A 14945-nucleotide genomic window follows, 5' to 3' on the forward strand; every position below is an offset into this window, starting at 1 on the left:
AAGTTCCTGATATAATTTGTCGATCATATTACAGTAAATTCGGGAACCCGCCTCATGAGAATTGCGCAAGAAGCCCTGACATTTGATGACGTTTTACTCGTCCCCGCCTATTCAAATGTTCTGCCGCGCGATGTCAGTCTGACGACACAACTGACACGTGATATCACCATTAACATCCCATTGTTATCCGCTGCCATGGATACTGTCACCGAAAGTCGTCTGGCCATTGCCATGGCGCAGGAAGGTGGTCTGGGTATTTTGCACAAAAATATGACCATCGAACAACAAGCGGACGAAGTCCGTAAGGTAAAAAAATTCGAAAGCGGCGTTGTACGCGATCCTATCACTGTCAGTCCAAACACCTCTATCGGCGCCGTGGTTGAACTGACCCGCGCCCATAACATTTCGGGTGTTCCCGTGGTTGATGGAGATGATTTGGTCGGGATTGTCACCAGCCGCGATTTACGCTTTGAAAAACATTTCGACAATCCGGTTTCTTCTATCATGACCGGCAAGGATAAACTGGTGACGGTGGGAGAAGATGCCAGCCGTGAAGAAGTTCTGCATTTATTGCACACCAACCGCATTGAAAAAGTACTGGTCGTTGATGAAAAATTTCATCTGCAAGGCATGATTACCGTTAAGGATATTCAAAAACAAACCGACAACCCGCTGGCTTCAAAAGATGCGCAGGAACGTTTACGTGTTGGTGCTGCAGTTGGTATCGGTTCAGAGAGTGAAGCCCGCGTCGATGCACTGGTTGCTGCCGGAGTCGATGTCATTGTTGTTGATACGGCCCACGGGCATTCACAGGGTGTTTTAGATCAAGTTCGCTGGGTAAAACAAAACTACCCGCAAGTTCAGGTCATTGGTGGCAATATTGCTACCGCCGCAGCAGCCAAAGCCCTGGCTGAAGCGGGTGCAGACGCAGTGAAAGTCGGTATCGGCCCGGGGTCTATCTGTACTACTCGTATCGTCGCTGGAGTGGGTGTACCGCAAATCAGCGCTATCAGTAATGTCGCCGCAGCATTAGCTGGTACCGGCATCCCCCTGATTGCTGATGGCGGCGTGCGTTATTCTGGAGATATCGCTAAAGCAATTGTAGCTGGTGCTCACGCAATTATGGTCGGTGGTATGTTTGCCGGAACGGAAGAAGCGCCAGGTGAAGTGGAATTATTCCAGGGTCGTGCCTACAAATCCTATCGCGGTATGGGTTCCATGGGTGCGATGCAGCAGAAGCAGGGTTCCAGCGATCGGTATTTTCAGGAATCCAGTGAAGCCGACAAATTAGTTCCTGAAGGCATCGAGGGTCGTGTGCCATTCAAAGGTAACCTGAGCCCGGTCATTCATCAACTAATGGGCGGTGTACGTGCATCGATGGGGTATACCGGAAGCCGCACTATTGAAGAAATGCGTACCAAACCGGAGTTTGTCCGCGTCACTTCTGCTGGCATGAATGAAAGCCATGTGCACGATGTGACCATTACTAAAGAAGCACCGAATTACCGGGTTAATTAATTTTGAATACCGGCTCTTTCTCAAGGGTCGGTATTTACTTATCTGATTGTAAGAGAAATTCATGAGCAGCCATATTCACGACCACCGCATTCTGATCCTTGATTTTGGTTCACAATACACTCAGCTTATAGCGCGCCGTGTACGTGAAGCCGGCGTTTATTGTGAGTTACGCAACCCCGATATCAGTGAAAGCGAGATTCGTGATTTTGCTCCCAAAGGCATTATCCTTTCCGGTGGTCCAGATTCAACCATTGGTGAGTCAGCCCCTGCAGCGCCTCGCTGTGTATTTGAGATGAATGTGCCTGTGCTGGGCATTTGTTACGGGATGCAAACGATGGCTACCCAGCTGGGTGGGCAGGTTGAATCTTCATCACATCGTGAATTTGGTTACGCCAAAATTCGTGCCCATGGTCATTCTGCTTTTTTGAAAGATATTGAAGATCACACCACGCCTGAAGGATTTGGCATGCTGGATGTGTGGATGAGCCACGGTGATCGGGTTAGCCAATTGCCTGATGGATTTAAAATCATTGCCAGCACCGACAGTGCACCGATCGCTGGTATGGCTGATGAAGCGCGTCAGTTCTATGGTGTGCAATTCCATCCTGAAGTGACCCATACCACACAGGGCCAACGGATGATTTCGCGCTTTATCACCGAAATCTGTGGCTGTGAAACCTTGTGGACTTCAGCCAATATCATCGAAGACAGCATTGAAACCATCCGCCAGCAAGTTGGCAAAGATGAAGTGTTGCTGGGTTTATCAGGTGGTGTCGATTCCTCTGTAGTGGCTGCTTTATTGCACCGTGCGATTGGCGATCAACTGATCTGTGTATTTGTAAACAATGGTCTGCTGAGGGAAAACGAAGGCGATCAGGTCATGGCCATGTTTGCCAAGCATATGGGAATAAGGGTCATTCGTGTTGATGCCGAAGATCGTTTCCTGTCCGCGTTGGCGGGAGAAAATGATCCCGAAATCAAACGCAAAATTATCGGCCGTGAATTTGTTGAAGTCTTTGATGAAGAAGCATCAAAACTGACCAATGTGCAATGGCTGGCTCAAGGCACGATTTATCCTGATGTTATCGAATCAGCTGCTTCTAAAACCGGTAAAGCTCATGTGATTAAAACCCATCATAATGTGGGCGGCCTACCTGAGCATATGAAACTCAAGTTAATTGAGCCTTTACGCGAACTGTTCAAAGATGAAGTTCGCAAATTAGGGGTAGAGCTAGGCCTGCCTAGTGATATGGTTTATCGCCATCCTTTCCCGGGCCCGGGTTTGGGGGTTCGCATTCTTGGTGAAGTCAGAAAAGAATATGCCGATTTATTGCGTAAAGCCGATAACATTTTTATCGAAGAACTGCGCGCTCATAATCTATATGACAAAACCAGTCAGGCCTTTGCCGTATTTTTACCAGTGAAGTCCGTCGGTGTAATGGGTGATGGTCGTCGTTATGACTATGTGGTCGCATTACGTGCAGTTGAAACCATCGATTTTATGACGGCACGCTGGGCACACTTACCCTATGAGTTTCTGGATCTGGTGTCACGTCGGATTATTAATGAAATCAATGGTATCTCACGAGTCGTTTACGATATCTCAGGCAAGCCACCAGCTACGATTGAATGGGAATAACACGTTATCATTTTTTGATTGAAGGTCGCGTTCAAGGTGTCGGTTATCGCATGTCGGCACAATTATCAGCACAGAAAACGGGCGTCACTGGCTGGGTACGTAACCTGCCTAATGGGCAAGTTGAAATGCTGGCTGAAGGCGATACCAGTCAACTCAGCCAGTTGCTCGAATGGGCGTGGCAGGGACCGGAATTTGCAAAAGTAACCGATATTCAATTGACTGAACAAACAGCTACTGGTGAATTTAGCCAATTCGATATTCGCTAGCGGATAAATAACGAAGGAGACAGCCATGGCACAACGCTTTAACAGTAAAGGCTTTTTATTACGATTGTTGTTTGCCGTGTTGTTGGTTTACATTAGTTATAACCCCAGCGGTTACAGTTATTATCATTGGGCCACTGCAGCCTTGTTTGGCAGCAGCGGTATGAATATCACACCACCTTTTGCCATGGCCACCGTTATTATTCTGATAGGCTGGACGGTTTATCTGAGAGCCACCTTCCGCTCTTTAGGTGGTTTTGGTCTCATTCTCGCCTTTGCTTTTTTCGCCATTATTATCTGGTGGCTATTTGATTTGGGTATTTTGGAACTTCGTCATCACGCGGCCTTTACTTACATCATCTTATTCCTAATTGCTGCCGTGCTGGCAGTGGGTATGTCATGGTCCCACATTCGTCGACGCCTGTCCGGGCAAGCCGATATGGATGATGTTGATGAATGATCAATCTAGTGATTGCAAATAACGTCGTCAAACACCTAACACCAAAACGACTTTTCAGTTTGAGTTAAGCCGTAAGCATTATCTTCATCTGAACCTTATACCAATGCACGACATTGGTATTTAACTTAGTTGAAGGATGCTTACCCATGGCTTTTTTCTCAAAGAAAAGCAAATCGAGATTACTGTTTGTTACATTGCTTGCCAGCACGATTTTAAGTGGTTGTCTTTGGTTTAGCAGTGTCAGCTCCGCCAGAATCACGCAGGATGAAATATGGGATTTGCAACAGTATCAGTTCAGCAAAACACTGACGATTGCTGGAATCAAGAATAATTTATCTGGACTGACCTATCATCCTGAATCCGGAAATCTCCTCGGCATAGTTAATAACCCTGAACAAATTGTGGTGCTGAGTAAAACCGGTGAGCTATTACGGAAAATTGAGCTGATTGGTTTTTCAGATACCGAAAGTATTGATTATGTCGGTGCAAATCAATTTATTGTCAGTGAAGAACGCCAACAAACTATCAGTTTTGTTGAAATCGACGAGTCAACAAAACAAATTCACTATCGTGATGTAAAAACGCTTGCCTTACTTCCTCCTGAAAAAGCGAACACCGGCATTGAAGGTATTGCTTATTCATCACAACACGGTGTGTTTTACGCACAAGAAAAGCCCGCCCGTATATTGCATTTTGCATTGGAAAACTCAGCAAAAAACAGCCAATTTGAAATGATGAAAAAACTGCGCCTGAATGTGGGAGATTTTTCAGGTCTGGCATGGTTACCCGGCCAAACAGAAGAGTTGCTGGTATTGAGTGATGACTCAAATAGTCTGCATATTATTGATTTGCTGGGACGTGAAATCTCAAAAATACGATTAGGCAGCGGCCCTTATCGTCTTTGGCCCAAAATGCAGCAACCTGAAGGGGTGGCGGTGGACACGCAGGGTAATATCTATATTGTTGGTGAACCGAACCAATTACTTATTCTGACAAGAACACCACCACTTTGAACCGATATACAGCAGCAAAAAAAAGGGCGGTAAACCACCCGCCCTTTTTTATATTCCAAGTGCCTGGCCTGATGTCACGCTTCATAAGTGGAAGCGGAAACATTGCCGCCCCTGCCCGTCCAGTTGGTATGAAAGTATTCACCACGGGGTTTATCCAGGCGTTCGTAGGTATGCGCGCCAAAATAGTCGCGTTGAGCTTGCAATAAATTGGCGGGTAAGCGTTCACTGCGATAACCATCATAGAAAGACAAGGCGCTGCTAAAGGCCGGAACAGGAACCCCCAGACTGATGGCACATCCCACTGCTTTACGCCACCCCGGCAAGGTTTCAGTGATAGCCTCAATGAAAAAGTCATCCAACAACAGGTTTTCTAATTTGGCATTACGATCAAAAGCATCCCGGATATTGCCGAGGAACCGGCTGCGAATAATGCAACCGCCTCGCCACATCAAAGCAATGCCGCCATAATTCAGTTCCCAGCCATAGGTCTTGGCTGCTTCACGCATCAACATATAACCCTGAGCATAGGAAATAATCTTTGAGGCATACAAGGCATCCCGAATAGCATTCACCATGTCGGCTTTATCGCCGGAAAATTCCGCTGCTCGGGCAGGCAATACATTAGATGCCGTCACCCGTTCATCTTTCAGCGCAGATAAACAGCGGGAAAATACGGCTTCACCAATCAGTGTTAATGGAATCCCCAATTCCAATGCATTGATACCCGTCCACTTACCCGTCCCTTTTTGACCTGCTGTATCCAATATATGATCAATCAGCAAGCTGCCATCCGGCTCTTTGACCGTCAGAATATCCCGAGTAATTTCTATCAGATACGAGTCCAGCACGCCTTCATTCCATTCAGCAAATACCTGCTGAATTTCATCACCTGACATGCCTAATCCCTCTCGCATCATCTGATAGGCTTCACAAATTAATTGCATATCACCGTATTCAATGCCGTTGTGCACCATTTTCACATAATGGCCAGCGCCATCATTGCCTACCCAGTCACAACATGCCTCCCCATCAACTTGGGCGGCGATTGATTGGAAGATGTCTTTGATAGCTGGCCATGCAGCAAAATTTCCACCTGGCATTAAAGAAGGTCCGAATCTTGCCCCTTCTTCCCCACCGGAAACCCCGCTGCCGACAAATAAGATGCCTTTTTTATGCAGTTCATGAGTACGTCTGTCACTGTCGTTAAACAGGGAGTTACCCCCATCAATAATAATGTCGCCTTTATCCAGATAAGTCACCAGTTGTTCTATAAAAGCATCCACCACCGGACCGGCTTTCACCATTAACATTACTCGCCGTGGAATTTGCAGGCTTTCGACAAACTTCTTCAAATCGTGACAACCAATAATCTGAGTCCCTTTGGCTGGACCGTTGAGAAATTCGTCTACCTTGGAAGTTGTACGATTGTAAACGGCTACTTTAAAGCCTTTATCGTTCATATTCAGTACCAGGTTCTGTCCCATAACGGCCAGTCCCACTACCCCAATATCTGCTTTGGTATTTTGAATTAATTCACTCATTTTGACTCTACCACCTTTATGTATTCGCCTCGGGCTTCACGTGTGGAACCCACCACAATTCGGCAAGTTCCGGAAGCATCACATTCCAATGCACCACAGACCTCAATAAACTCTCCCTTCACTACTTGACCGACATAGGTATGAGTAAAGGAAATAATTTCAGGCGTCAGTGCATTATCAACTCGGTATCGCGCTGGAAAATCAAAGGCACGACTGTCATCAGTCACGTAACATTGAATAGTTTTAATGCCTCGTTTAAGAAAGTGTCGATGTTCAATATCCAACTCGTCTTTTAAACAGACCATGCCAATATCGAATTTACTGCCGTCAATCATCGCTTTGTTATATTTACGGTATTCATGCCAACTGAAATTGTCAAAATTCAGCTCACTCTCACGCCGTTGATAGTTCTCCTGCATCTGCGCAAGATCCAGTTTTTGTAGCAAATTATCAGCAATTGCCTGTTGAACAGCATGCCTGCATTGATGAAATGCTTCACGGCCGTATATCACCAAATCGATATCAGAGGTGTCTTTTTGCTGATTAATCAACATCGAGCCAGTCAGCCCAACCGAATGAATATCTACAGAATATTGACGTAAAAGGGCTATCAATTTATGTAATTTATGCTGTAATAGATCTTTTGCCGGTTGTTGAAGTAATTGTTGTAATTTTACTTCTGGTTGATGATGGCAAAAAATCTTCTCTACCGGGACAGCGTGAAATGCGGCGTCAAACTGGTTTGAATAATAGAGAAACTCTGGATGATGGCGTTCCAACAAGCGATTTGCTTGTTCAGTATCCACCTTATGCCAGCCTTTTTCATCTTGCACGTAGCGTAAAAAACAGCCTACTTTCTGATCATGAGAGTGATAACTCACTACAGCAAATATCAGTCCCTCTTCCGTTTCAATGAAGTCTTTGGGCAGGAATGGAAAACCGGTCTGTCTCAAAAACTTATCTCCTGATAATGAATATTTTTATTGTTATGCCCAGCGATTAGGACTTGATGGTTATTGCATAAATACCATGGGCAGCCAGCATCACTATTAATAATAATAAAGCATCTATCAACCAACGCCCCTGTTCACCAAAAAATCGGCCGTTATGTAAATCTGCTACCAGGGTATCCAGCTTAACGCCATATGCTGCAAATTGCTGTCTCAGTTCATCCATCGTTGATGCTGGAATAGGAACCGATTCACTCCATGAAACTCCTTGTAACGATATTAATTCCCAATCATCCAATATCGGATTTCCCAACCACATTCCTGTTCGAGTTTGCAGTACGGGAAGACCATGATGTAAGCCAATATTCTGAATCTCTGCCGGAATAAGCTCTGCAGCGCCCAGCACACTGATATATTGCCCTTGGGTATCAAACAGAATCAGATTATCATCAGAAGCCAGAACGATCATATCGTCCAAAAGAATTCCGCCTAATAATGGACGATTAAGACGCAGTTTAGGTTGGGCGTTCACATATAATTGTGCGTCAATTTCGATAAAAAACTGATCGGCCAGTAACCAGCCATGATCAACGGGGATATCCGTGACCTGATAATGTTCCATCAACCAGGGATGAGTCAGCGTGTGTTGTGCTAACTTCAACTCTTTGGCGTGATTAAGTAATAAACCACAAACCAGCCAAACCAATATTAAAAGCGAAATAAATACGCAAACTGTGACTTTGATCCCCTTCAGCATTCACCCTTTTCCTCAACAGCTTTATCACTAGCTTACAAGCATAGCTGAAAACAGCTGTCGGGTTTCAACTTGACGATATTCAGCAGAAAAAAAGGGAGCCTGGCTCCCTTTTTTCACTTTGCTCACTTCCGATAAACCACTAACTTTGGTGATGGTTTCGAAGTGATAGACGCAATCGAACAATTACATCATGACACGCATATCAGCCTGATGAATCTCACGTTGTCGCATATGAAACAATGCTTTACTGATATCAATCGCATAAGTCGCAAAATGCTGCTCGCTCATGCGAATGGTGATAGCCCCCATATTGACGTGCACCATCTGACAATCTGGGCAAAATTGAATATCGCAGGTACTGGATGAAAAAACATTTTCAGGTTGGCAGGAATTTGAAGCCATGATGAAGATCCTTATTTTGAATTTGACGATTCAGAGACTTTCCAACATATCGGATAATCCGCGTTGTTGGCCTCGATGAAGTTGATAACTGAGTAACCAGCGCTGTGATAAGGCGCGCCAGTGCTGTTTTTTGAGTGGATGTTCGTTGTGGGTCAGTAGTAAGCGGTAATTTCGGGAAATCTGTAGGGCCAGACAAGCTGATGCATGTTGGCGATACATAAATTCCAGTTGCTCATTGGCGGCTAAAATCACAGCTTCACACCAGGTTTCTGCTCTTTCTGCTTTATTTACATTCATGATTAACTCAATCTGTGAGCTGCGGCGGCGAGCAGCATGCTCCATACAGTTCGTTTGGACTTTTTATCGAGACAGTTAAAGTCAGCAGCGTGTAATTTCCCCTGACTGATTAAAGCTTCCAGCCGATCAGGACTAAACGCCACATGTATTGCATTTGGTTTTGGAAAATAATTTTTGGATGACTGCATCTCATACCTCAACATGATTGATAAGGTTAAATGCAGTATAAGGACAGATTAATCTAAATGCAAATAATTATTATTTAGATTAAGAGAGAAGTAACTTACCGGTCTAGGGCGAATAGGAGCCCGTACCATAGTAGCCATAGCCTAAAAACGGCGCATCATGTTTGGGGTTATATGGACGAGAGGACTCAGGATCCTTCTGTGGCCAGACATGGCTTTCATCGAGAGTTATCAACGGTAGTGATAACATTTTTTGATCCACTTTTTGTAGTTGCAATGACTGGACAGTACCGAGAAAAGTGACTCGTTTTTCAGGAGAATAAATAATCGGATCGAGAAAATCATCACTGCGGACAATAAAGCGGCCAGCACTTTTTTCCGTGGTAATCGGAACACCGTACCGCGTCAGTGGAAATTGCACGATAGTCAATTCCGAAAAGTTTTCATAATTGGCGACTGCAGCAATGATTCCACCCCAGCGAACCGTTTGCTGTTGGTATGTTTCAATATTTGAAACAACCTGTTCATAGGTTAGTTCATGATTGGATTTGGCATGGATACTCGGTTTTGTGGCTGCACAAGCAGTCAGTGTAAACATCAGTAGCACAGTTAAAAATCGCATGACAACATTCTCCAGGGACCGGTGTTCTATAGACAAACTCAGACGGCAAATGTTAACTGACACAATACTTCTTTTTTGGATGTTCAGCGTTTATTTTTACGTGCCGCCTTTTTGGCGGCTTTCTCTTCACGTCTCTGAATAACTTGTAACCACTCCTGTTCTGTCATTTCAGGCGTTTCCAGCGTGAGTCTTCCCAATTGTCCGTTACGAAGCTCAGTCAACAGAATTTTACTGATACGCTCAATATCTATCATCCCGCCGGCTTTAATACAGCCCCGTTTTTTAGCCATATTTTCCAACATAACTTGCTCATTATCGGCCATACCCTCAACATGAAATCGACTTTGTAAGGCTTCAGGATATTGCTGCATCAGATACCTGACGGCATACAAAGCAATATCATGATTTTCAAATGCCGTTTCTTTAATGGCGTGGGTTATTGCCAGACGATAACCACTGTCATGGTTTTCCAGATTGGGCCATAACACACCTGGTGTATCGTGTAAGACCACCACATCATCTACGATAATACGTTGCTGAACCTTGGTCACAGCGGGCTCATTTCCCGTTTTGGCAATCAGCCGCCCCGCCAGCGCATTAATTAATGTTGATTTACCCACATTGGGAATGCCCATGATCAATGCCTGAACCTTTTTGATGCTTGTGGCTTTTTGAGGAACAAGTTTCTGACACATCGCAATTAATTCTTTACCGCGTGAGGTCTCGTTAGCAGAGAGAGCCAATGTTTTAATGCCCTGCTCCTGCTCAAGATAGTTTTGCCAGATTTCGGTCAATCGCGGATCTGCGAGATCTGCCTTGTTTAATACCTTGAGGCAAGGTTTATTCCCCCTAATGGCTGCCAGCATCGGGTTGGAGCTGCTATACGGAAGTCGGGCATCCAACACTTCGATAATCAAATCCATCTGCGGCAGGATTTTTTTCATCTCCAGCCCGGCTTTGTGCATATGTCCGGGAAACCACTGAATTGCCATTAAGAACTCACTACAAACACCAGAATTGGTTTGTTCATTATAACGCTTAAGCGCTAAATATAACGTTCCTCTTCTCGGAGAAATTGACTGATATCGACGTCATCAATTTGTTCAGTCGTCATAAAGCGTTCAGCATATTGTCTGTAAACACCACTGGTAAGAAATAATTCAAACACCTCGCGATCCATTAATTCCTGCTCAACCAACTGATGCAAAATAAAAATGGCCACACTCAACGTTTTAGCTTTTTTGTATGGCCGATCGGCAGCAGTCAATGCTTCAAAGACATTTGCCAGCATAATAATTCGCTCTGGAATCGATAAGCCTTTGGCGGTTAAGCCGCGTGGATAACCTGTGCCGTTCATGGTTTCCAGATGTGTGGTGGCATAACGTGGAATATTGGACAATTCATCAACAGCAGGAAGCGAATCCAGCATTTTGATGGTGGTTAAAATATGTTCATTAATTCGGAAACGCTCTTCTTTCGTCAAAGTACCGGACTCAATAGTCAGGTTGTAAAGTTCGCCATGATTAAAGCCATACTCCGGCTGATTCAAATTCTTACCGGCCTTGGCGTCTTCAATCGCTTTACGGTTATGTGCAATGATATGTTCCGGCTTATCTGCCAGCAGTGGTTCTGTTACAGGAAGACGGCGGGATGTAGAAGACCGCTGATCCAGTTCAACCGGAGATAAACCTAATTGATCATCAAAGTGCCGCTCCCAGGTTATTTTTGCTAAACGTTTTAACCTGTCGTTGGTATTTTGATCCATAAATTCGGTGCCGATATTACATTGGGCGACAAAAGCAAAGTCATCTGCAAGCTGGCTTTGTTTGACCTTTAACGCATCTTCATACATCCGACGATTCTCGGGTCGTTGCATGGTTTGTTGCCAGAACTGGATTTCAGCATCCCGCCATAGCACCTCAAAGCGCATACGAATCTCATGGATCCGGTTATAGAGCATTTCAAGTTTGGTGCGTTTATCCACCAGATATTCAGGGGTGGTGATTTTGCCAAAACTATGTAACCAGGCTGCCAGACGGAACTCACGACGTTTGGCATCATCATCCAGCCGGAAGTCTTTAAAACCCTGTTGGTTAGACTTACTTGCTGCATCCGCCAATAACACCGACAATTCAGGTACCAGAGCACAGTGACGGGTTGGATATGCCGATTTAGCATCAATCGCCTTTGCTACTGACTCAATTAAAGCATCGGTCCATTGCTGCTGGGCTTGTTGATAAGCATGGGTTGTCTGGGCCATTTTTTGCAGGTTTTCAGCCAACTCAGCAAACTCCAGTAAACGGTGTCGGGGGAGGTCCACCTCTGAAAACTGACGTTGTTGTATACGGTGTACATTCGTCTGCATTTTTTTTACTGCAGCCAGAATTGCCGAAGCAAACCACCAGCTCACTGGTAATAACAGTAATAACATCAAGCCGGCCACCAGCATTGCATTTTGTGTTTTACTCCACACAGAACCCATCACACTATTTTGTGGTGAGAGTATGGTGAGGTAGTAGTTATCAACCTCATTATTCATTGCAACGGCCTGATGATAGACAAAATATTTCTGCCCATTCAGCATTATTGTTTGCAATTGATTTGAGATATCCAGGGCTTCATTTTTAAAACGTTCTATACGGAAAGTTTGGGGATTATCTATTGTATCAATAGCGTTAAACCACTTATCGACTAACGCCTGATGATGGGTATCAGATAAATTTTCCAGGGCCTGATTAAAGATATCCGCAAGACCGGTGCGTTGTCGGTTCACCATAAAATGTAATCCGGTAGGCAATTGGGCCGGAGAAAAATCGACGCCTTGATGCACAGTTATTTCATCCTGGTATTCCTGTGCACTGATATATTGCAAAGTAATAGCCGTATCCATACCAGCATCAGCATCGCCATTCATCACGGCTTCAAAAACTTCGCGTGTTGTTTCGACTTCCAGAATATTGATATCCGGAAAATCCGCTTGCAATCTGCCGGTTAATGACCAGCCTTCGGGAATGGCAACTGTTTGACCATTCAGTTCAGTAATGCGATTAATAGGGGATTCCGACGCGGTAATAATACCGTAGGGCACATCAACAAAAGGAATTGTCATTTCGCCCATAAAATTACGAAATTCGCTGTAGAAAACCGGTTGCATAATTTCCAGTTCACCGTCCACAAACTGGGTAGCCAGTTGCTGCCAGTTGGCCCCGGTAATAAAGTGCATCTCCAATCCGGTCATGCGGGAAATATAATTCAGCACATCCACAGCATAACCACTGGGCACACCATTATTAGAAAAGTTTAATGGCGGCCAATCTGTTTCACTGCTGACCCGTAATATTGGATTTTGCTCAATCATCGCCAGTTGTGCATTGCTCAGCTCTAATCGCGGGGCTTCGGGCAAGGGTGTTATTTCCACTTCTGGTTGATTTGATGCGATCACACCACCCGTTTTTGGATAAAAATAGAGTTGTGTATCTTTACCGGAATGGCGATTTTCCAATAAAGCGGATAAGTTGGATAACTCAACCGTTATGGCCAATACCGCACTACTGTCAGGCAGCTTGATGGAATAGGCCTGGGTTGGGGAATGGATCTCAGCGAGCAGATAGGATTGGAAGTTACGTACTTCAACTGTATCGGCTTCTGCAAACCAAGATTGTGTCGTGATATCTATATCACTTTGATGTTGCCAGGCATGGCGAAGCGTGAAATTACGATCATAGTATTCCAGACGCCGTTGTTGCTGACCATTTTCATTGAAGATTTTAATCAATAGCCAACGATCAGCCGCCTCTGCTCGTAATTTCTGGCGTAATGCTGGTGAGGATTGCAAATTGATTAATTGTTCAACCTCGCCATTTTGCTGACCAAGATATACCGATTGAAATAAGGGATTACGTTGCAGTACGGCGATCAACAACTGTCTTGTTTCACCAGTGATCTGTGGTTCTTCGAGCAGCCTGGGTAACTGCTTTAATTCATTTATTTCCTTTTTTGCCCGGCTATCAACCGATTGCAGATACTCATGGATACTTGCCATAGTTTGCTGATAGCGAGAGGTGAGAGTGTTTTCTGCCAGATGCTTATTGACATAATATTGTGCGGTGATGGCAACTACAGCTACCAGTAAGCTGGAAAGCATGAACCCGATAACCACTGCTATTCGGATTGGTAGCTGAAATAGTTTATCTTGCTGCTCCATGCTGGCCCTCTTTGGCGAATTAAATCATCAACAAACAGATAATTGCTAACTCAAGCTTGTCACACATAATGAACACTTTCCTAGAAACAAGCCTTGTTTTTCAGCTTTTGGTGTAATTGAATCTCAGAATGGCTTGCTAGCACGTATAATCACGGTTTGATAATGACATTAAACATTTTTGTTGTCGAAAATAACACCCTTTTAGTGTCTGTTTATCTTTTCGTAGCTAACCTGCCGTACTCTAGCGAGATTCGTCTTTAGCAACAGATAAACGGATCCTATTCATCCACTTTGAACTATAGGCTGCTTTTTTTCATATGAAAAAAAGAATCAAACATTTTTTAATTTTTTGTTGTGGCTGGTTATGCGTCACTTTGGGAATAATTGGCGCATTTTTGCCTGTTATGCCAACGACACCGTTTATGATCCTTGCATTGGGCTGTTTTGCTGAAACTTCACCCCGGTTCCATGCGATGTTGTTAAATAATCGATGGATCGGTGGACCGCTTAAACAGTGGGACCAAACTAAAACGGTAAGACGCCGGACAAAAATCCAGGCACTCATTATGCTTGTCATAGCCTTTAGCTTTTCAATCACCTTGTTATGGGGACATATTGAATTGCAATTGCTGCTGTTGGCATTAGCCGCCTTAATGATAGGGTTTGTGCTGAAATTAAAAGAGGCTGAGCCAAAATATGAAGATTGATGAGCTTATAAAACAACGACACAGCACCCGTGCTTTTCTGCAACAGCCGGTAAACGAAGAGCTTATTCAAGAAATTCTCGAAATTGCTCGCTACGCCCCCTCGGGAGCGAATACTCAACCTTGGCAGGTTGCCATCGTTACCGGTAAAACCAAGCAACGTATTAGTGACAGTTTAGTCATGGCATATCAACAGGGTCTTAAACCAACAGCAGATTATGTGTATTACCCTGAAACATGGCGGTCGCCTTATATCGATCGGCGCCGTGCCTGTGGTTTACAGCTTTATCAAAGTCTAGAAATCGATCGTAAAGACAAGCTTGCTCAACAGAAACAATGGGAAGCGAACTATCGGGCTTTTGATGCACCGGTGATGCTACTGTTTTTTTT

15 protein-coding genes are annotated in these 14945 nt (G+C 44.5%); 7 read left to right on the forward strand and 8 right to left on the reverse strand.

Translation table 11 applies throughout. The annotated features are described in order from the left end of the window. Positions 1–54 precede the first annotated feature (54 nt). The 5 genes from guaB to LGT40_RS10180 all read left to right on the forward strand — a co-directional run bounded on the left by guaB (position 55) and on the right by LGT40_RS10180 (position 4893). Positions 55–1518 carry an IMP dehydrogenase gene (guaB, locus tag LGT40_RS10160; RefSeq protein ID WP_226071708.1) on the forward strand — a complete coding sequence of 488 codons (1464 nt, stop codon included), beginning with the start codon at positions 55–57 and terminating at the stop codon, positions 1516–1518. Positions 1519–1579: 61 nt separating this feature from the next. Beyond that, on the forward strand, positions 1580–3157 hold the full coding sequence (gene guaA / locus LGT40_RS10165; protein WP_226071706.1) for a glutamine-hydrolyzing GMP synthase: 1578 nt from the start codon (positions 1580–1582) through the stop codon (positions 3155–3157). Continuing rightward, positions 3148–3423: an acylphosphatase gene (locus tag LGT40_RS10170; RefSeq protein ID WP_226071704.1), complete on the forward strand. Its 276-nt coding sequence runs from the start codon at positions 3148–3150 to the stop codon at positions 3421–3423. The genes guaA and LGT40_RS10170 overlap by 10 nt, the downstream gene beginning before the upstream one ends. A 25-nt stretch (positions 3424–3448) precedes the next feature. Further along, positions 3449–3880, forward strand: coding sequence for a DUF6524 family protein (locus tag LGT40_RS10175; RefSeq protein ID WP_226071703.1), 432 nt, complete (start codon positions 3449–3451; stop codon positions 3878–3880). A gap of 146 nt (positions 3881–4026) precedes the next feature. Further along, on the forward strand, positions 4027–4893 hold the full coding sequence (locus tag LGT40_RS10180; RefSeq protein WP_226071701.1) for an SdiA-regulated domain-containing protein: 867 nt from the start codon (positions 4027–4029) through the stop codon (positions 4891–4893). Positions 4894–4967: 74 nt separating this feature from the next. Here LGT40_RS10180 and gnd read toward each other — a convergent pair whose 3' ends face one another. The 8 genes from gnd to LGT40_RS10220 form a co-directional block, all read right to left on the reverse strand. After that, positions 4968–6434, reverse strand: a complete 1467-nt coding sequence (gene gnd, locus LGT40_RS10185; RefSeq protein ID WP_226071698.1) for a decarboxylating NADP(+)-dependent phosphogluconate dehydrogenase — start codon at positions 6432–6434, stop codon at positions 4968–4970. Continuing rightward, the gene (locus LGT40_RS10190; RefSeq protein WP_226071697.1) at positions 6431–7387 is read right to left on the reverse strand and encodes a hypothetical protein; all 957 of its coding nucleotides are present in this window, start codon (positions 7385–7387) and stop codon (positions 6431–6433) included. Before LGT40_RS10190 ends, gnd begins: the two co-directional genes overlap by 4 nt. Positions 7388–7433: 46 nt before the next feature. After that, positions 7434–8141, reverse strand: a complete 708-nt coding sequence (locus LGT40_RS10195; RefSeq protein ID WP_226071692.1) for a peptidase — start codon at positions 8139–8141, stop codon at positions 7434–7436. A 183-nt stretch (positions 8142–8324) separates the two neighbouring features. After that, complete coding sequence (locus LGT40_RS10200; RefSeq protein WP_226071686.1) at positions 8325–8543, reverse strand: hypothetical protein; 219 nt, start codon at positions 8541–8543, stop codon at positions 8325–8327. A gap of 30 nt (positions 8544–8573) precedes the next feature. Further along, positions 8574–8840, reverse strand: coding sequence for a hypothetical protein (locus tag LGT40_RS10205; RefSeq protein ID WP_226071684.1), 267 nt, complete (start codon positions 8838–8840; stop codon positions 8574–8576). Positions 8841–9131: 291 nt separating this feature from the next. Then, positions 9132–9647: a Slp family lipoprotein gene (locus LGT40_RS10210; protein ID WP_226071679.1), complete on the reverse strand. Its 516-nt coding sequence runs from the start codon at positions 9645–9647 to the stop codon at positions 9132–9134. Positions 9648–9730: 83 nt separating this feature from the next. Further along, positions 9731–10639: a ribosome biogenesis GTPase YlqF gene (gene ylqF, locus LGT40_RS10215; RefSeq protein ID WP_226071677.1), complete on the reverse strand. Its 909-nt coding sequence runs from the start codon at positions 10637–10639 to the stop codon at positions 9731–9733. A 53-nt stretch (positions 10640–10692) separates the two neighbouring features. Next, positions 10693–13851, reverse strand: coding sequence for an HD domain-containing phosphohydrolase (locus LGT40_RS10220; RefSeq protein ID WP_226071675.1), 3159 nt, complete (start codon positions 13849–13851; stop codon positions 10693–10695). A gap of 317 nt (positions 13852–14168) precedes the next feature. On the opposite strand from LGT40_RS10220, the gene LGT40_RS10225 reads away from it, so the two are divergent. Together LGT40_RS10225 and LGT40_RS10230 are read left to right on the forward strand one after the other, a co-directional pair. Next, complete coding sequence (locus tag LGT40_RS10225) at positions 14169–14558, forward strand: YbaN family protein (protein ID WP_226071672.1); 390 nt, start codon at positions 14169–14171, stop codon at positions 14556–14558. Further along, the coding region (locus LGT40_RS10230; protein WP_226343199.1) for a nitroreductase family protein at positions 14548–14945 on the forward strand (398 nt) is incomplete at its 3' end. The genes LGT40_RS10225 and LGT40_RS10230, both read left to right, overlap by 11 nt.

The organism is Methylophaga pinxianii (assembly GCF_020447225.1).
Classification (GTDB): domain Bacteria; phylum Pseudomonadota; class Gammaproteobacteria; order Nitrosococcales; family Methylophagaceae; genus Methylophaga; species Methylophaga pinxianii.

What these genes read in the sequence shown, in the direction of transcription:
- gnd (WP_226071698.1), bottom strand. Translation starts at nt 6,434, where the DNA reads ATGAGTGAATTAATTCAAAATACCAAAGCAGATATTGGGGTAGTGGGA.
- LGT40_RS10225 (WP_226071672.1), top strand. Translation starts at nt 14,169, where the DNA reads ATGAAAAAAAGAATCAAACATTTTTTAATTTTTTGTTGTGGCTGGTTA.
- guaB (WP_226071708.1), top strand. Translation starts at nt 55, where the DNA reads ATGAGAATTGCGCAAGAAGCCCTGACATTTGATGACGTTTTACTCGTC.
- LGT40_RS10220 (WP_226071675.1), bottom strand. Translation starts at nt 13,851, where the DNA reads ATGGAGCAGCAAGATAAACTATTTCAGCTACCAATCCGAATAGCAGTG.
- LGT40_RS10180 (WP_226071701.1), top strand. Translation starts at nt 4,027, where the DNA reads ATGGCTTTTTTCTCAAAGAAAAGCAAATCGAGATTACTGTTTGTTACA.
- LGT40_RS10205 (WP_226071684.1), bottom strand. Translation starts at nt 8,840, where the DNA reads ATGAATGTAAATAAAGCAGAAAGAGCAGAAACCTGGTGTGAAGCTGTG.
- ylqF (WP_226071677.1), bottom strand. Translation starts at nt 10,639, where the DNA reads ATGGCAATTCAGTGGTTTCCCGGACATATGCACAAAGCCGGGCTGGAG.
- LGT40_RS10210 (WP_226071679.1), bottom strand. Translation starts at nt 9,647, where the DNA reads ATGCGATTTTTAACTGTGCTACTGATGTTTACACTGACTGCTTGTGCA.
- LGT40_RS10175 (WP_226071703.1), top strand. Translation starts at nt 3,449, where the DNA reads ATGGCACAACGCTTTAACAGTAAAGGCTTTTTATTACGATTGTTGTTT.
- LGT40_RS10170 (WP_226071704.1), top strand. Translation starts at nt 3,148, where the DNA reads ATGGGAATAACACGTTATCATTTTTTGATTGAAGGTCGCGTTCAAGGT.
- guaA (WP_226071706.1), top strand. Translation starts at nt 1,580, where the DNA reads ATGAGCAGCCATATTCACGACCACCGCATTCTGATCCTTGATTTTGGT.
- LGT40_RS10195 (WP_226071692.1), bottom strand. Translation starts at nt 8,141, where the DNA reads ATGCTGAAGGGGATCAAAGTCACAGTTTGCGTATTTATTTCGCTTTTA.
- LGT40_RS10200 (WP_226071686.1), bottom strand. Translation starts at nt 8,543, where the DNA reads ATGGCTTCAAATTCCTGCCAACCTGAAAATGTTTTTTCATCCAGTACC.